Origin of the sequence: Pseudolabrys sp., assembly GCF_050250095.1 — a bacterium.
Lineage (GTDB): Bacteria > Pseudomonadota > Alphaproteobacteria > Rhizobiales > Xanthobacteraceae > Pseudolabrys.
Map to the genome: position 1 here is coordinate 224,163 of NZ_JBFWPH010000004.1, position 16,106 is coordinate 240,268.

Genomic DNA, 16,106 nt, shown 5'->3' on the forward strand with positions numbered 1-16,106 from the left:
ATGGGATTCAAATGCGGCATCGTCGGACTGCCGAATGTCGGCAAGTCGACGCTCTTCAACGCCCTGACGCAGACCGCGGCCGCGCAGGCGGCGAACTATCCGTTCTGCACCATCGAGCCGAATGTCGGCGAGATCGCGGTGCCCGATCCGCGGCTCGACAAGCTCGCGGAACTGGCGAAGTCGGAAAAGATCGTGCCGACCCGCATCACCTTCGTCGATATCGCGGGCCTCGTGAAAGGCGCGTCGAAAGGCGAGGGGCTCGGCAACCAGTTTCTCGCCACCATCCGCGAGGTCGACGCCATCGTCCACGTGGTGCGCTGTTTCGAGGATGGCGACATCACCCACGTCGAAGGCCGCATCGATCCGCTCGCCGACATCGAGACCATCGACACCGAGCTGATGCTGGCCGATCTCGACAGTCTCGAAAAGCGCGTCGACAATCTCGAGAAGAAGGCCAAGGGCTCCGGCGAGGACGCCAAGGACGCCAAGGAGATGCTCGACCTGGTGAAGCGGTCGCTGGCGCTGTTGCGCGACGGCAAGCCGGCGCGTCTCGTGCAGCGCGCGGCCGAGGAAGAAAAGCTGTTTCACTCGCTCGGCCTCCTGACCTCCGCGCCGGTGCTCTATTGCTGCAACGTCGAGGAAGCTTCGGCCGGCGAGGGCAATGCGTTCTCCAAGCGCGTCGAGGAGCGGGCGAAAGCCGAAGGCGCGGTCTGCGTCGTGATCTCCGCCAAGATCGAGTCCGAGATCGCCACGCTGCCGCCGGACGAGCGCAAGGATTATCTCGACGCCATCGGCCTGACCGAAGCCGGCCTCGATCGGCTGATCCGCGCCGGCTACAATCTGCTGCACCTCGTGACCTATTTCACCGCCGGTCCGAAGGAAGCCCGCGCCTGGACCATCACCAAGGGCACCAAGGCGCCGCAGGCGGCCGGCGTGATCCATACCGATTTCGAGCGCGGCTTCATCCGCGCCGAAACCATCGGCTACGACGATTACGTGCGGCTCGGCGGCGAGGCCGGCGCGCGCGACGCCGGCAAGCTGCGGCTCGAGGGCAAGGACTACGTCGTCGCCGACGGCGACGTTATGCATTTCCGCTTTGCCACCTGATCCGGCCGCGCCATAGCGGGCTGTCATCGTTCTGTTACAGTCCCGTCATGTCCGCCGGGGCCGAGAGCCTACACACCGCGCCATCCGAAAAGCACCGCGCCGCCGGCGTCGCCTTCGGCGCCCATGCGCTGCATGACGGCTACACCGACCTCATCTACGTCATGCTGCCGGTGTGGCAGGCCGAGTTCGGCCTCGGCTATTTCGCGCTCGGCCTGATGAAGACGGCGTTTTCCGGAACGCTGGCCGCCTTCCAGATTCCCGCAAGCATGGTGGCGGAGCGCTTCGGCGCGCCGCTGGTGCTCGCGCTCGGCACCGCGCTCGCGGGGCTCGGCTATGTGATCGCCGGCGCAAGCAGCGGCATCGTCATTCTCGCCGCCGCGCTCATTCTCGGCGGGCTGGGCGCCTCGACGCAGCATCCGCTCGCCTCCACGCTGATCGCGCGCGCCTTTTCCGGGCGTCAGTCGATGACTGCGCTCGGCACCTACAACTTCGCCGGCGACATCGGAAAAATGGCGGTGCCTGCCATCGGCGCGCTGATGCTCACGGTGATGCCGTGGCGCGAGGCGGTGACCATTCTCGGCAGCCTCGGCGCGCTCGCCGGCATCGCCATCTACATCTTCATGCCGCGGCTCGGTGATGCGACGGCAGCGCACGCGACGAAAGCTGAGACGAAAGCGGTCGTGCCCGTCCGTGCCGCCAGGCATGGCTTTCCGGTTCTGCTGTCGATCGGCGTGATCGACAGCGCGACGCGCATGGGCTTTCTCACGTTCCTGCCTTTCGTGCTCACCGCCAAGGGCGCGTCGCTGCCGACCGTCGGTTTTGCATTGACGCTGGTGTTCGCCGGTGGCGCGTTCGGCAAGCTGGCCTGCGCCTTCATCGGCGCGCGGCTCGGCGCGATCGGAACGGTGTGGCTGACCGAGACGGTGACCGCAATCGCCATCGCCGCGCTGCTGCCGCTGCCGCTCGAAGCCAGCATGGTGCTGCTGCCGGTCATCGGCATCGCGCTCAACGGAACGTCGTCGGTGCTGTACGGCTCGGTGCCGCAGTTCGTCGAGCCGTCCCGTCACCAGCGCGCGTTCGGCATTTTCTATACCGGCACCATCGGCGCGGGGGCAGCGGCGCCTTCGCTGTACGGATTGCTCGGCGACGCGGCAGGCGTCACCACCACCATGACGGTCATTGCCGGGGCGGTGCTTTTGACGCTGCCCCTGGCCGCGGCGTTGCGGGGCGTCATGAAAACGCTCGACGCGGCATAAACGGCCGGAACCAATCCCATCGACAGGCGTTATTGACCCGCGGACACGCGAGGGCGTTGTCGCGCGCTTACCGGAGGATTCCAATGACCAAATGGATTTTGACCTGCGCCGCCGCCGCCAGCGTTCTCGCGCTGAGCGCGACCGCCGATATCGGTAGCGCCTTTGCGCAGTCGACCAGCGTGACCGTCGGTCCGCACGGCGTGACGGTGCGGGAGCGGAACTATCGCGACCGCCATCGGCACTATCGCCGCCATCACGCGCGCAACTGCCGGGTGGTGACGACGCGGACCCGCACGGCGCATGGCCGCGTGGTCGTGCGCAAGACCCGCCAGTGCTACTGATCCGCCGTTCGGATCGGTGACCGGATCAATGGCTCCCTCGGGAGCCATTTTTCCTGTCCGTTTGAGGTTAGCGAGCGCCGGCCCGCATCCGCGCCTGCTGCACGACCGCGGCCGGCAGCACGTCCATGAACGGGCCGCGAACGAACGCCTCGCCGGAGCCGTCGCCGTACATCCGGTCGTGGGCGTTGACCACCGCGCGCAATTGCCGGCGGCAGCCGAACATCGCTTCGACGATCAGGCCGTCGATCTCCTCGGCGCGCGCGCGATCCAGTTCCCGCGGGCCGGCGGCGATGCCGTGCAGGATGCATTCGGTCGCGCGCTGGACCAGCGGAAGGAGGGCGGCGTCGCGCTGGCGCACCGACAAGGCGGGCGGCGGCGGCTCAGTGTCGATGGAGGGGCGGGTTTCGAGTGACGCAGAGACGATAATCGACAATCCGACGATGGATTCCAGGATCATCCGCGTCCTTTGGAATGTTGCGAATCGGCTTCTTAACGCTGGTAACGCGCCGGACTCGCGCGTGCACTAAAATCTTCGCAATCGGCCTTCCGGCGAAAGATTGTGAGTCAAAATTGCAACATTTCGCAGCGATGGGACCGTGCCGCGCCGGCCCGCGGATGAAGGCATTTACCGTTAAGACAGGCGGTCTCCGGGCATCGGTGCCATGACTGGATTTCGCACCCGCGAAGGCCCATATTAGGGGCGAGGAGAGTGCGTGTTATGGCGATGATCAATTACCGGGCCCCTTCAGAACTGTTTCCCAGCCGAAGCCGGAAGACCCGGCGCCCGATCGGCTACAAGCGTTTCGGCACGGCCGCCGAAGCGATCCGCTTCGCGATCGAGGAACTGCCGGCGGATGCGCTGCTGGGCGCCTATCTGGAAGTCGACGAGAAGCGTTTCGACGGCAACGGCATCCGTGAGCTTTACGAAAGCTCCGACTATCCGCTGCCGCGTAAGGCCGTGGCGAACTGACCGGGTCTTTCGAGACTCGAAGACCCGGCCAATCCGATTTTCATCCCTGAGGCTTGAAATCGATCCGCGCTAGCCGCGCGGCTCGTGGCGATGCTGCGCGCCGTTTTTCCATTCGGCGATGCTGTCGGCGATCACCCGCATCGACGTGATGGCCGCATGGCTGAGGCTCGCGAAGCCCGCGATCTCGCGGGTGACGCGATCGCCTTCGCCGCGCAGCATGTCGCGCACGCTGTTCAACTCGCGGATGACGCGGTCGATCTCCTCGATCGATGCGCCCGACACCTGCTTGATCAGCGCGTTGACGTGCTGGTTCGACTGATCGCCCGCCGCGGCAAAGGCCGGCTCGGCGTGACGCTCCGCGCCGCGATCGGCGGATCGTTCAGCTTGCCGCTCGCCCTGACGCTGCGATGGCGCGGCGTCGCTGCCGGACGGATGCAGCTGCGAGACGTTGCGGCGGACCAGATCGCGAATTTCGCCTTCCAGAGCCGTGCGCGCGCCGTTGATCTTGTTCGCCGCGGCGGTGTCGTGATCGCGCTGCGAGCTCGTCCGGTTCTGCAGACCCTGATCGTTGCGAATGGCCGTCATTCTGTACTCCTTGCAGGACGGGCGCAGCAGCGCGCCGTCATTGTCCGTCGGGCGGGGATTGCCGCATGGAAAGCGGGCGCGGCGGCGGCAACCGCGCGGCAAAATTGAGGCTTCAACGGCTGTGTGCGGAAGCGCGCGGCGTTAGCCGCCCGTTTACCAGTTGAGCTTGACGCTCGCGCCGATGCGCTGGCTCGCGGTGTCGCGGCCCGGATCGGTGATGCCGCCGTTGACGTGCAGCGGACCGTAGATGCGCTGGTCGGCGCTGAAATCGTGATGGGTGACACCATCGACCGTCGAATAGGTGGTGCCGGCGGCGATCGAGGTGCCGGTGTCCTTGACGTTGAAGCGGATCCTGCGCTCGCTGTCCCACACCTGGGCGGGGGTGCCCGCGGCCGGCGGCACCAGACCGGTGGTGTCGGTGACCGCGACCTTGTTCTGCAACGTCACCGAATAGTTTTCGCCGATCGGCACGGTGCGTTGCAGGTCGGCGCCGAACCTGTTTTGCGTCAGGCCGGGATCGACGCGCAGTTCGACATTCGCGACATGCGGGACCGCGGCCGCGGCCCAGAGGCCGCCCTGCGTTTCACCGGGCACGGCGCCAACCGGCAGACCGCCCGGCCGGTAAACCGAGACTTCGTCGCCCGCGACGTTGAGGCTGGCGCCGGCGCGCAGACCCCATTCCGGATTGAACGACTTGTTCACGCTGTAATGCGCGGTGCCGTCAGCCTGCCGGCCGCCTTCCCACACCGCGCGCGGCGCGGGCTTCAGCGGCGAGTGGTAACTCGCCTTGCCGGACAGCGTCGCCGGATCGTAGCTGAGCGTGCGCGCAAGTTCGTCGTCGGTCATCGGACGCGGCGCCGGGGTGACGATGATGTGGGGAATGTCGCCGGACTGCGTGGCCGCGACGGCGGCGCTGTTGAGCGCGGCTTCGCTATCGTTATCCTCGGCGCGCGCGGGCGTAGTCGCGGCCAGCGCGACCAGCGCCGCTGCGACCGCAAACGTCAAAGACGTATTCAATTGTGGCGAACCCGCATCCATCGCCAATTCCAAAGCCCGCTCTTCGCCGCCCAAATTTACTAAGAAGTCCACCGCCCAAGTGGGCGCGTCCTGTGCCACCGGATTAGGGCGAAGGTGTGAACGGGAGGTGACCGCGGAGTATTTTACCGGCGGTCGTCACCGGTCAGTTGCCTAGCGGCCCGGAGCGCCGGCGCGCCTGGCGGCGTCCGCCTTCATGCGGTCGTCGATGCACTTGTCGACCATCTTGAGTTTGGCATCGAGGCTGCCGCCGCGTTTGTCGGCCAGCATCCAGCAGGTGCCAGCGACCTCATGGCGCTCGAGCGGCGGACCGGGATCGGCGTCGGCCGCCGCAGCGGCCGGCTTGCGCTCAGCCGGTTTGCTGTCCGGTTTGCCCTTGTCGTCCTTCGCCTGCGCGTCCGGCTTCTTGTCGTCGGGCTTTTTGTCATCGGGTTTGGCCGCCGTCTGAACCGAGGCGGGCAGCTCCGAGGCGGGCTTGTCCGTGACGCAGCCGCCGAGCGCGAACGCGGCCAGCACGGCGAGGCAAGAGAGGCGGAGGGCGGAAACCGGGGGGACCGAAGGGGTCATGAGCGCCATCAGGCACTTGAAGGCGAATCGCACCATCGCGCTCGCGTGGCCTTGCCATAAATGAATTCCCGGCCGCGCGCCAGATGGCCCGGCCGGGACAGGCTCGTCCGCCGGCGCGGGCCACGGTATGCTGGTGCCGGGGGACTGACGACATGGAACTGACGGTCAACGACAAGGTCATTGCCGCGCCGTCCGCCGCCGACATCGCGCGGGCGCTCGAGGCCGGCAGCTTTCCGGTGGACTGGTACATCGCGCTCGACAGCGAGACCGGCGCGATGCTCGACGCCGAGGCGATGGAGGACGGCCGCTTCACGCTGGTCCACGCGCAGGACAAGCGCCGCCGCCACGCGGTGCCGAATGTCGACGTCGCGCTCTTGAAATCCATCCTCACCCGATATCTCGCCGGCGACGCGGACTGGCAGAACGCCTGCCAATGGGCGGACGGCTATCCCGGCCCGCCGCCGAAACCGCAAGCGGCGCCCGGCGCGTCGCCCGGCACGATGCCGAAGCCCTCGGCGCTGCGCTCGCTGATCGGCCTCGTCGTGCTCGGCAGCGCCGGCTATCTCGGCTGGCGCGTCGCGACCGAGGGCACCGGCTTCATCAATGCGGTGTTCCCGCACGCCGAGGCGAAGCTCGCGCTGCTGACCGGCGGCATGGGCGCGGCGGCGCTGCTGATCTTCCTCGCCATGCACGCCTATTCGAAGATGGCGCAGGACTGGCCCTTCGTTGCCGGCAAGATCGTCGTCAGTAGCATCGAGCGGAGCACGGACGGCGACGGCGGCACGCGCCGCAGCTACGCACCGGTGATCGAATATGCCTACGAGGTCGGCGGGAAAACCTATCGCAGCCGGCAGGTGAAGCTTGGCTTCACGTCGAGCGGCTCCGAAAGCTGGGCGAAGCGCGTCGCCGCGAAATATCCGGTCGGCGGGCCGGTCGAGGTGCATTACGACCCCGCCAATCCCGCCATCGCCGCGCTCGACAACCCGACCGGGATGACCTGGCTTATCTTCGCGCTCGCGGTGGCGCTGTTCGGTTTCTCGGCCTATGCGCTGGGGGTGTTTAAGTAGACCGGCGGCAAGTTGCGATGCACTCATGCGCAGCGCCGTCCTCAACCGTTCATCCCCGCGAAAGCGGGGATCCAGCGGGACAAGGCAACGCGCTTGGTTTTACTGCTCTGGATTCCCGCTTTCGCGGGAATGAGCGGAGTTGATGTCGACCATGCGAACCTCATGCAAGTTTTGGATGTGCGGGATCAGCCCTGTTGTTTGAGACGCGGGTGACGTCTGTTCGCCGTTCGCGGTCGTGTTGATTATTTTTGCTGTTGCGCATATCGCGCAGGCGCGACATGCGGTTTTTCTTGTCGCATATCGCGCAGGCGCGACATGCGAGGGACTGGAGCGCCGGAAGGCGCTCGGTCGTTCGGGTCCGCGCTCTTGCGAAACGCGGCGCGCGGTCTGCGAAACCGCGCCGCCTCTCGGCGCTCCAGATCGCGGCTTTTTCGATCCGGGCCGCGCGATCGCTGTGCCGGAACCAACGGACGATTAAGCCCGCCGAACCGGCAGTGACCTGCAAGCTCCTTGCGCGCCGGTCGTTGTGCCGGCGGGGCGGAGCCCCGGATCGCCCGGGTGCAAGGTTACGAGCCTTGCGCGCAGGCGCCGCACCTCATCCCGCCACCTGAAACGCCTCTCGAGCAGCGCCCTCGCGTGGATGAGATGATAGGAATATAATCGTACAATGATAAGTTGTCAAGAAATAGAAAAATGCGCTTCTATCAAATTGGAGGAATAGCCGTGGGGGGGTCCAAAACAAAAAAAGATCGGCACAAGCAATTTCTAAAGTCCGGATATTTTCCGGACGAGCTTCCGCCTCCATTTAACTCAAGAGATATCGCGAAATTTCGCGACTACGTCCTCAATTCCTACAACAAAATTCCAAATCCAAAAAACGGTGATCCGTGGTTTTATTCCTACCGATCGAATCCCGCTGTAATTTATTTTCCGAGATTTGGAAAACAAGATCGCAAACATCACATATTAAACCCAGTAAGTTTCTTCCATCTGTCAAACGAAATTGCAAACAACTGGGTGGAGATCAAAAAAAAGCTACGCGAAAGTAAGTATTCGGCATCCACTTTGGTTTTCAATTGGGGTGATGGACAGTCGCTTTTAAAGCTTGATTTTGGCGAGCGTGACCGTCGGCTTTCTTCAATTTCTGTCAATAACACCTTTGTTTTGATTTCAGACATCGCTCGCTACTATCACTCGATTTACACGCATGCTCTATCTTGGGCGGTGCACGGCAAACAATTCGCCAAAAAAAATCGTTCCTATAAACATTTAGGTAATCGCCTCGATTTACTAAGCCGAAATTCTCAAGACGGACAGACGATAGGAATTCCTGTTGGTCCCGATACTTCGAGGTACTCGCAGAACTTATTGGAGTGGCGATTGATATCGAAGTAGCAAAAAAAACACAGGCCAAACAATCTGGCTTCGTGCGCTTCGTCGATGATTTTGCATTAGGGGCGCCTACTAGAGAGGATGCCGAGCGTCTGCGCTCAATCTTACGACAGATAGTGCACAGCTTTGAATTAGAGTTAAATGAAGAAAAGACCGTAGTACGAAGTGTTGTAAGCCTCGACTATTCATCGTGGCGCCATGAGATACGTTCATTCCAGCCGTCTATATCGGCAACCAAGTCAAAAGTTGAACTCTTCCTTGACAAGATAATTGAAATCTCTGCGACGAATGCAGAAGCAAATTGTCTTCGTTATGCTCTTAAGCAGTCGAGAGCATTTTTTGTGGGAACGCAGGAATGGGGGCTAATCGAGGACTTCTTGCTCCTATCGTATCGATCTAACCCCACGGTGCTGCCAACCATTGTTGAAATTCTTGTCAATCGATTTCGTGAAAAGGCTGGAGACGTAGACATAGATAAGGTCCGTTCTTTTATAGTGGCAAGCATTCCTCGTTTAGGGGAAATGGAAAAGCACTCCGAGATCGCTTGGCTGTTTTTTCTCGCGCTCGAGCTTTCGATCAAAATACCTAGAAATTCTTTGGAAATAATATTTGAGCAAAACAATCCTGTGACAGCGCTACTTGCGTGCCATTTGTGGTCAAGAAGTTTAATTGACAAGCCAATCGACCGTTCTCAATGGAACCAATCTTTAGTGGACTCAGGGTTGCAATCTGAAATGTGGCTCTATGCGTATGAAGCTACATTGAAAGGTTGGACCGGGTTGACTGCAAAAAAATTCATCACCTCCAGTAAAGAGTTTGCTCCATTGTTGGCCAAAAAAATATCCTTCTACGATTTGGATGCTCACACTGAAACGATTGCTACGAGTGTCAAAAAGGACATAGCTAGCAGCAAGAAAATCAAGAAAGCGAGCAATGAATATTTGGACGAAATTGATTTTGAGTTTTTCTATGACCCTGACGATGAACTGGATATCGATTTCGGATTTGGCTACTAAGCTTTGAACTTTCCCGAATTTAGATTTTTCACTGTGTTAATGAAACGATACGTTTGATGTTTCACCGCCCATTCCTCTGCCGCCATTGGCTCGGCCGCTCGAAGGTGCCCGCCCACAGGCCGCGCTGTGCCTCGCGCGCGGCGCGTTCGGCCGCCGCGTAGCGGCCCTTGCTGTGCGCCTTGAGTTCGATGGCGCGGCCGGCGCGCACCATCGCTTCCGACAAATCCACCTTGCCGTTGTTCGCGTCGTCCACCGTGCACACCGCGACGACGCGGTCGTAGCTCGGGCCTTCGGCCGGCGCGCACGACACCAGCCTGTCGCCGGTGAGACCGGCGAGCGCCTCGCGCGCGGCGAGGCCGCAGGTGTAGTCCTGTCCGGCGGCGTCCTTGCACAACTGGCGGCCTTCCGGCGCGTCGATGCCGAACAGCCGCACCCGCATATTGCCGACCGACAGCGAGTCGCCGTCGGTGACGCGCGCGGTGCCGGCGATGACGTCGCCGGTCGCGGGAGCGGTGTCGGGCGGCGACTTGTTCCACTGGCTGTAGGCCCAGGCGACGACGCCGACCACGGCGAGCACCAGCCACGACGGCAGGCGCTGCCGCCGCGACGCGCGCGCGTCCCGCGGCGGCGAGGGGTCCGGCCGCCAGCGTCGCACCGGCCGCATCAGCGGCCTTTCCGCTTGAAGCCGCCGCGCATGCCGGGACGGCCGAGCTTGGAGCGGCCGGCGGCGAGCGGCGCGGTGCTGCGCTTCGCCGGGATCGCCTCGACGCCGGGGCCCATCTCGTCGAGCGTCGGCTTCCTCGGGCGCGCGATGGAGGTGAACTTCGCGGTCGGGTCGTCGATCACCGCCATCTCGGTGGCGCGCAGGCGTTTCACCTCGTCGCGCAGCCGCGCGGCGGTTTCGAAATCGAGGTCGGCGGCGGCTTCGCGCATTTTCGTTTCCATGTCGGCGATCACCGCCTCGAAATTGTGGCCGATCGAGATCTGGTCCTCGCCGACATTGGCGAGGCCGCCCGCGGTCGAGACCAGAACGTGGTCGCGCTCATAGACCGAGTCCAGAATGTCGGCGATGCCCTTGCGCACGCTTTCCGGCGTGATGTTGTGCTCGGCATTGTAGGCGAGCTGCTTCTCGCGGCGGCGCTCGGTCTCCTCCATCGCGCGCTGCATCGAGCCGGTGATGCTGTCGGCATAAAGCAGCACGCGGCCGTCCACGTTGCGCGCGGCGCGGCCGATGGTCTGGATCAGCGAGGTTTCCGAACGCAGGAAGCCTTCCTTGTCGGCGTCGAGAATCGCGACCAGCGCGCATTCGGGAATGTCGAGGCCCTCGCGCAGCAGGTTGATGCCGACCAGCGCGTCGAACGCGCCAAGTCTCAAGTCACGGATGATCTCGATGCGCTCGATGGTGTCGATGTCCGAATGCATGTAGCGCACCCGCACGCCCTGTTCGTGCAGGTATTCGGTGAGGTCTTCCGCCATGCGCTTGGTCAGCACGGTGACGAGCGAGCGATAGCCTTTCGCGGCGGTGGCGCGCACCTCGCCGACGAGGTCGTCGACCTGCGTGCGGGCCGGGCGCACCTCGACCGGCGGGTCGATCAGGCCGGTCGGGCGGATCACCTGCTCGACGAACACGCCGCCGGCTTCCTCCATTTCCCACGCGCCGGGCGTGGCGGAGACGCCGACCGATTGCGGGCGCATCGCGTCCCATTCCTCGAAGCGCAGCGGCCGGTTGTCCATGCAGGAGGGCAGGCGGAAGCCGTATTCCGCCAGCGTCGCCTTGCGGCGGAAGTCGCCGCGATACATGCCGCCGAGCTGCGGCACCGTGACGTGGCTCTCGTCGCAGAACACCAGCGCATTGTCGGGGACATATTCGAACAGCGTCGGTGGCGGCTCGCCGGGGCGGCGGCCGGTCAGGTAACGCGAATAGTTCTCGATGCCGGCGCAGGAGCCGGTGGCGTCCAGCATTTCGAGGTCGAACATGGTGCGCTGCTCGAGCCGCTGCGCTTCCAGAAGGCGGCCGGCGCGGTTCAGCTCGTCGAGCCGGTGGCGCAATTCGGATTTGATGCCGGCGATCGCCTGCAACAGCGTCGGGCGCGGCGTGACGTAGTGGGAGTTGGCGTAGATCTTCACGAAGTCGAGTTCGTCGGTCTTCTGCCCGGTGAGCGGGTCGAACTCCTCGATCTTCTCGATCTCGTCGCCGAACAGATGGACGCGCCAGGAGCGGTCCTCGTAATGCGCCGGGAAGATGTCGATGGTGTCGCCGCGCACGCGGAACGAGCCGCGATAGAAGTCGCCGCCCGAGCGCTTGTATTGCAGCGCGACGAGGTCCGCGATCATCTGGCGCTGGTCGATCTTGCCGCCGCGCTTCAGCGTGACGGTCATCGCCGAGTAAGTCTCGACCGAGCCGATACCGTAGATGCAGGACACCGAGGCGACGATGATGACGTCGTCGCGTTCCAAGAGCGCGCGCGTCGCGGAGTGGCGCATGCGGTCGATCTGCTCGTTGATCGAGGATTCCTTCTCGATATAGGTGTCGGTGCGCGGGACGTAAGCCTCCGGCTGGTAGTAGTCGTAATAGGAGACGAAATACTCCACCGCGTTGTCGGGGAAGAACGCCTTGAACTCGCCGTAGAGCTGTGCGGCGAGCGTCTTGTTCGGCGCGAGGATCAGCGCCGGGCGCTGCGTCTCCTCGATCACCTTCGCCATCGTGTAGGTCTTGCCCGAGCCGGTCACACCCAGGAGAACCTGCGTGCGGTCGTTGCGCTTGACGCCCTCGACCAATTCACGGATCGCCTGCGGCTGGTCGCCCTGCGGCTTGAATTCCGACTTGATGACGAGGCGCTGGCCGCCTTCGGATTTCTCCGGGCGCGGCGGGCGGTGCGGCGTCCACACCTGCGCGGCCTGCGCGAATTCGGCGCGGCCCTCGCGCAGCAGCCGGTCGAGCGCCTCCTGGCTGGCGACGACGCCCATCGAGGACAGGCCGCCGCCTTCCGTCGGCAGGTCGGCCTTGGGCAGCCGGTATTTGGATTCGTCGGAGAGGGCGAGTTCCTCCGCCAGCGCCGGGTCGAGGCCGGTGACGCTGGGTCCGGTGAAATCCGCCTGCGGCGCCTCGCCGAAGCCGCCGTCCTTCGCCTCGACCTTCGGCTCGTTTTTGGGCGTCGATTTGCGCGCGACATGTGCGGCGGAAAAGTCGCGGCGGCGGTCCCACGAATTGTCCGGCGGCGGCTGGATCCCGGTGCCGGAGCCGATGCCGGCGGTGCCCTTGCGGATGCCGGGGTTCAGCAGGTCGGCAAGCGCGTCCGGCGTCGCGGCGGTATCCGGGCGCGAGGCCTTGCTGCGCGGGGCTTTGGCGCGCGTCGCTTTCGCCGAATTGCTCGGCTTTTTCGGTCCACCGGGGGATTTGGCCATGAGCGGAATATGGGCCGAGTCACGCGGCGAGAAAAGGGCAGGGCTGCTAGGGTGTGAATGCCCCGGCACGGGCTGCCGTGCTGTCGAGGAGAGCAGACCATGCGCATCCTTCGCGCCATTCTTCCCGCCGCGGCGGCGCTCGCCGTCGTCGCCGCCTTTGCCGCGGCGGCGCAGGACTGGCGCGAGCGCGCCTACGATCCCGCGCCGGGCAGCAAGTGGATCATCCAGCGCGACCTGACGACCGAGGAAACCACGGTCGAGAACGGCCGCACCAGCGTGCTGGCGGGCACGCTCAAGATCACGTCGGAACTCACCGTGGAGTCGAAGACGGCGGACGGTTTCCGCGTCGCCTATCGCCGCACGAGATCGCAATTCGACGGCAACAATCACGACCCGGCGACGATGCGCGCCGCGCTGGCCGCGCTCGACAACATCCTGATCCGCGCCAGCACCGACCGCAGCGGCAAGCCGCTGCGAGTCGAGAATCTCGACGACATCCGCAACGGTCTGCGCAAGCTGGTCGACGGCGTGGCGGGGCGAAACCCCGCCGACGCCGCTCAGGTGCGCGCGCTGCTCGGCCGGATGACGACGATCGACGCGGTTCAGGCGGCGCAACTCTATCTCGACGAGGTGCCGTTGCTGTCGCTCGGGCAGAACACCGGCCTCAAGCCCGGCGAAGTCCGCCGCAGCACCGAGCAGATGCCGACGCCGATCGGCGCACCGCTGGTCAAGACCAGCACGCTGTCGATCGCCGCCGCCGATCCCGCCACCGGCAAGCTGCGCCTCGCGCTGACCGAAAGCTACGACGAGGCCTCGATGCGTGCCTTCCTCACGGAGCTTGGGCGCAACGCCGGCCTCAGCGCCAGCGACGTGCAGACGATGAAAATCTCGCTCGAGGCCAGGACCGAGATGGACGTCGAGGATGGCGTGACGCGCCGGATCAGCCGGGTCTCGACGACGTCGAACGACCGGATGGGCAACCGCAAGGTCACCGTCTCGCGCAAGCTCGTCACCGTGACGCCGTCGCGCTGACGCGACGCTGCAAACGAAAACGCGCGGGAGTTTCCCGCGCGTTGCCGTGGTGTGTGGGTGAGGCGCCCGAGAGCGCCGAAGGCCGGAACCCTTGCCTAGAATTCCTGCCAGTCGTCTTCCTTGAGCGCGAGATTGCCCTCGGTGCGCGGCATGGCGCGGGCGGGCTTGGCCGCCGCTTTCGGGGCGGCCGGCTTGGCGGCCGCAGGCGCGACCGCGACCGGCCTTGCCGGCTGCGCGGCCACACCTTCGGCGAGCCTGAAGAAGGCGACACGCTCCTTCATCGCGGCGGCCTGCTGCTCGAGCGTCTTCGCCGTCGCGGCATTTTCCTCGACCAGCGCCGAGTTCTGCTGCGTCATCTCGTCGATCTGGGTCAGCGCCTTGTTGACCTGATCGAGGCCAGTCGCCTGCTCGGCGGAGGCGGTGGCGATGTCACCGACGATATCGGCGACCTTGTTCACCGACTCCATGATCTCGGAGAGCGACGTGCCGGCGCGGTTGACCAGCTCGACACCGTCCTTCACCTGGCCGTTCGAGTTGGTGATCAGGTCCTTGATGTCTTTGGCGGCCTGCGAGGACCGCTGGGCGAGCGACCGAACTTCGGACGCCACCACGGCGAAGCCGCGCCCGGCATCGCCGGCGCGGGCGGCTTCCACCGCCGCGTTGAGCGCCAGCAGGTTGGTCTGCCGGGCGATCTCGTCGATCACGCCGATGATGTCGGCGATCTTGGCGGACGACTCCTCGATCCGCGACATCGCCTGCATCGCACTCGCCGCGACCTTGCCGCCCTGATCGGCGGCCTGGCGGGTACCGGCGGTGAGGTCGTTGGCGTGATGGGCGTTCTCGGCGTTCTTCTTCACCGTCGCCGACATTTCCTCCATCGAGGCCGCGGTCTGTTCGAGACCGGCAGCCTGTTCCTCGGTGCGCTGCGACAGATCGACAGTGCTGGTCGAGACTTCGGAAGAGGCGTTGCTCACTTCCGTCACCGCCGCGTTGATGTCGGCGACGATCGAGGCAAGCTGTTCCGCCGTGCCGTTGGCGGAATCCTTCAGCGTCGCGAAGGTGCCCTCGTAGTTGGCGGTCATGCGTTTGGACAGGTCGCCCTCGGCGAGCGCGCCCATCATGCCGACGAGGTCATCCATCACCTTGCCGATGTTGTCGCACATCGTGTTCATCGCTTCGGCGAGGTTGCGGATGACGCCTTCCTTGCCTTCGAGCGAGACGCGGCGCGAGAAGTCACCGGCCATCGCCGCCTTGGCGATGCCGCCGACCGCGGCGTCGAACTCCGCCATCACCCGCGCCGTCGCCGCGGTGCGCTCTTCCTCCGCCCGCTTGTCCGCGGCGGCGCGCTCCTCGGTCGCGATCCGGTCGCGCTCCGCCTTGGCGGCGGCTTCCTTGAGGTCGCGGTCCGCCTTCTCGGCGGCTTCCTTGGCTGCCTTCTCGGCGACCATCTCGCGGATGGCGTTGACGCCGCGCGCGGTGTCGCCGATCTCGTCCTTGCGATCGGTGCAGGGAATCTCGACGTCCTCGCCCTTCGCCATCCGGGTGATCGCGTCGTTGAAGGCCACCATCGGCTTGATGACACGGCGGCCGTAGAACAGGACGAGAATGCCGATGGTCGAGGCGGCCATCAGCGCGATCATGATCGTCCCGACGATCGACATCATGCGGGCGTAAGCGCGCGCATTTTCGGCTTCGCGATTGGCTCGGCCGTTCATCATCGCCTGGAACTGCGCGATCGGCTCCATGATGACCGCCTTGTTGCGGTCGTAGTCCGCCCCGAACATCAACTGGCGGGCACGGTCGAAATCCTTGGCGGCGACCGCCTTCATCGCGGCGTCTTCGGTGGCGATCAGCGCGTCCGAGCTGTTCTTGGCTTTTTCGATCAGATCCAGCTCGGCCTTCGGCGCACCCAGTTCGACAAGACGGGAGATCACGCGATCGCGGGTCTTGGTCTCCTTGACCTCTTTCCAGTAGGCGTCGAGATGCGCCTTTTCACCGAAAATGGCGTAGCGGCGCGCCTGTTCGGTCAGGAAGTCGGACGCGTTGCTGAGGTCGAAGCCCAGCTGCTTGAATTCCGCCTGCTTGGCGACAGCCTGCCGCTCCGCCTCGACGCTCTGGCTGGTGAGCCACTGGCTCGCTCCGGTCAGGATCGCCAGACCGATCATGCCCACACACAAAAACCTGCTTGTCGTAGAGATGCGCACGTGTAGTCCCCTTTTTAGCACCGTCGCATCTGCTCCCCCGCCCAGCGCGAGACAGCTTGAGTGCGACGTGTCAGTGACGTGTTGTGATTGTGAAGTTGCCTGGGATGGCAACGCGCGGGGGCTGCCCGC

Annotated in this window: 15 protein-coding genes; 8 read left to right on the top strand and 7 right to left on the bottom strand. The window is 64.5% G+C overall.

What is annotated here, in order from left to right; genetic code table 11:
- From ychF to AB7F10_RS14055, 3 genes are all read left to right on the top strand, one after another.
- Positions 1-1,107: a redox-regulated ATPase YchF gene (gene ychF, locus AB7F10_RS14045; RefSeq protein ID WP_428562014.1), complete on the top strand. Its 1,107-nt coding sequence runs from the start codon at positions 1-3 to the stop codon at positions 1,105-1,107.
- A 47-nt stretch (positions 1,108-1,154) separates the two neighbouring features.
- Positions 1,155-2,363 carry an MFS transporter gene (locus tag AB7F10_RS14050; protein WP_428562012.1) on the top strand — a complete coding sequence of 403 codons (1,209 nt, stop codon included), beginning with the start codon at positions 1,155-1,157 and terminating at the stop codon, positions 2,361-2,363.
- Between the two features lie 83 nt (positions 2,364-2,446).
- The gene (locus AB7F10_RS14055; protein ID WP_428562010.1) at positions 2,447-2,704 is read left to right on the top strand and encodes a hypothetical protein; all 258 of its coding nucleotides are present in this window, start codon (positions 2,447-2,449) and stop codon (positions 2,702-2,704) included.
- 67 nt (positions 2,705-2,771) lie between these two features.
- Here the strand turns inward: AB7F10_RS14055 and AB7F10_RS14060 are convergent, their stop codons facing one another.
- Complete coding sequence (locus AB7F10_RS14060) at positions 2,772-3,161, bottom strand: hypothetical protein (RefSeq protein ID WP_428562008.1); 390 nt, start codon at positions 3,159-3,161, stop codon at positions 2,772-2,774.
- 261 nt (positions 3,162-3,422) lie between these two features.
- Between AB7F10_RS14060 and AB7F10_RS14065 the strand changes: the two genes are divergently transcribed.
- A complete protein-coding gene (locus tag AB7F10_RS14065; protein WP_428562006.1) occupies positions 3,423-3,674 on the top strand; it encodes a hypothetical protein in 252 nt (83 codons plus the stop codon).
- A 69-nt stretch (positions 3,675-3,743) separates the two neighbouring features.
- On the opposite strand, the gene AB7F10_RS14070 is transcribed toward AB7F10_RS14065, so the two are convergent.
- The 3 genes from AB7F10_RS14070 to AB7F10_RS14080 all read right to left on the bottom strand — a co-directional run bounded on the left by AB7F10_RS14070 (position 3,744) and on the right by AB7F10_RS14080 (position 5,861).
- A complete protein-coding gene (locus tag AB7F10_RS14070) occupies positions 3,744-4,259 on the bottom strand; it encodes a hypothetical protein (RefSeq protein WP_428562004.1) in 516 nt (171 codons plus the stop codon).
- Between the two features lie 153 nt (positions 4,260-4,412).
- The gene (locus tag AB7F10_RS14075) at positions 4,413-5,264 is read right to left on the bottom strand and encodes a hypothetical protein (RefSeq protein ID WP_428562002.1); all 852 of its coding nucleotides are present in this window, start codon (positions 5,262-5,264) and stop codon (positions 4,413-4,415) included.
- A gap of 183 nt (positions 5,265-5,447) precedes the next feature.
- Positions 5,448-5,861 carry a hypothetical protein gene (locus tag AB7F10_RS14080; protein ID WP_428562000.1) on the bottom strand — a complete coding sequence of 138 codons (414 nt, stop codon included), beginning with the start codon at positions 5,859-5,861 and terminating at the stop codon, positions 5,448-5,450.
- A 152-nt stretch (positions 5,862-6,013) separates the two neighbouring features.
- Here AB7F10_RS14080 and AB7F10_RS14085 point away from each other — a divergent pair, with 152 nt between their 5' ends.
- The 3 genes from AB7F10_RS14085 to AB7F10_RS14095 all read left to right on the top strand — a co-directional run bounded on the left by AB7F10_RS14085 (position 6,014) and on the right by AB7F10_RS14095 (position 9,336).
- Positions 6,014-6,928 carry a DUF3592 domain-containing protein gene (locus tag AB7F10_RS14085; RefSeq protein ID WP_428561998.1) on the top strand — a complete coding sequence of 305 codons (915 nt, stop codon included), beginning with the start codon at positions 6,014-6,016 and terminating at the stop codon, positions 6,926-6,928.
- 693 nt (positions 6,929-7,621) lie between these two features.
- A complete protein-coding gene (locus AB7F10_RS14090) occupies positions 7,622-8,323 on the top strand; it encodes an RNA-directed DNA polymerase (RefSeq protein WP_428561996.1) in 702 nt (233 codons plus the stop codon).
- The gene (locus AB7F10_RS14095; protein ID WP_428561994.1) at positions 8,302-9,336 is read left to right on the top strand and encodes a hypothetical protein; all 1,035 of its coding nucleotides are present in this window, start codon (positions 8,302-8,304) and stop codon (positions 9,334-9,336) included. Before AB7F10_RS14090 ends, AB7F10_RS14095 begins: the two co-directional genes overlap by 22 nt.
- A 61-nt stretch (positions 9,337-9,397) precedes the next feature.
- Here the strand turns inward: AB7F10_RS14095 and AB7F10_RS14100 are convergent, their stop codons facing one another.
- The gene (locus tag AB7F10_RS14100) at positions 9,398-10,000 is read right to left on the bottom strand and encodes a thermonuclease family protein (RefSeq protein WP_428561992.1); all 603 of its coding nucleotides are present in this window, start codon (positions 9,998-10,000) and stop codon (positions 9,398-9,400) included.
- The gene (uvrB, locus tag AB7F10_RS14105) at positions 10,000-12,741 is read right to left on the bottom strand and encodes an excinuclease ABC subunit UvrB (RefSeq protein WP_428561990.1); all 2,742 of its coding nucleotides are present in this window, start codon (positions 12,739-12,741) and stop codon (positions 10,000-10,002) included. The genes AB7F10_RS14100 and uvrB overlap by 1 nt, the downstream gene beginning before the upstream one ends.
- Positions 12,742-12,840: 99 nt before the next feature.
- Here uvrB and AB7F10_RS14110 point away from each other — a divergent pair, with 99 nt between their 5' ends.
- A complete protein-coding gene (locus AB7F10_RS14110) occupies positions 12,841-13,773 on the top strand; it encodes a hypothetical protein (protein WP_428561988.1) in 933 nt (310 codons plus the stop codon).
- A 95-nt stretch (positions 13,774-13,868) separates the two neighbouring features.
- Here AB7F10_RS14110 and AB7F10_RS14115 read toward each other — a convergent pair whose 3' ends face one another.
- Positions 13,869-15,938 (bottom strand): methyl-accepting chemotaxis protein, encoded by a 2,070-nt coding sequence (locus AB7F10_RS14115; RefSeq protein WP_428562461.1) that lies wholly within the window; start codon positions 15,936-15,938, stop codon positions 13,869-13,871.
- Between the last annotated feature and the right edge of the window lie 168 nt (positions 15,939-16,106).

Bases quoted from the DNA above. Each gene is read 5' to 3' on its own strand.
- AB7F10_RS14060 (WP_428562008.1), bottom strand. From the start codon at position 3,161: ATGATCCTGGAATCCATCGTCGGATTGTCGATTATCGTCTCTGCGTCA.
- AB7F10_RS14050 (WP_428562012.1), top strand. From the start codon at position 1,155: ATGTCCGCCGGGGCCGAGAGCCTACACACCGCGCCATCCGAAAAGCAC.
- AB7F10_RS14090 (WP_428561996.1), top strand. From the start codon at position 7,622: ATGCGCTTCTATCAAATTGGAGGAATAGCCGTGGGGGGGTCCAAAACA.
- AB7F10_RS14100 (WP_428561992.1), bottom strand. From the start codon at position 10,000: ATGCGGCCGGTGCGACGCTGGCGGCCGGACCCCTCGCCGCCGCGGGAC.
- AB7F10_RS14055 (WP_428562010.1), top strand. From the start codon at position 2,447: ATGACCAAATGGATTTTGACCTGCGCCGCCGCCGCCAGCGTTCTCGCG.
- uvrB (WP_428561990.1), bottom strand. From the start codon at position 12,741: ATGGCCAAATCCCCCGGTGGACCGAAAAAGCCGAGCAATTCGGCGAAA.
- AB7F10_RS14080 (WP_428562000.1), bottom strand. From the start codon at position 5,861: ATGACCCCTTCGGTCCCCCCGGTTTCCGCCCTCCGCCTCTCTTGCCTC.
- AB7F10_RS14065 (WP_428562006.1), top strand. From the start codon at position 3,423: ATGGCGATGATCAATTACCGGGCCCCTTCAGAACTGTTTCCCAGCCGA.
- AB7F10_RS14110 (WP_428561988.1), top strand. From the start codon at position 12,841: ATGCGCATCCTTCGCGCCATTCTTCCCGCCGCGGCGGCGCTCGCCGTC.
- AB7F10_RS14115 (WP_428562461.1), bottom strand. From the start codon at position 15,938: ATGATCGGTCTGGCGATCCTGACCGGAGCGAGCCAGTGGCTCACCAGC.
- AB7F10_RS14070 (WP_428562004.1), bottom strand. From the start codon at position 4,259: ATGACGGCCATTCGCAACGATCAGGGTCTGCAGAACCGGACGAGCTCG.
- AB7F10_RS14085 (WP_428561998.1), top strand. From the start codon at position 6,014: ATGGAACTGACGGTCAACGACAAGGTCATTGCCGCGCCGTCCGCCGCC.
- ychF (WP_428562014.1), top strand. From the start codon at position 1: ATGGGATTCAAATGCGGCATCGTCGGACTGCCGAATGTCGGCAAGTCG.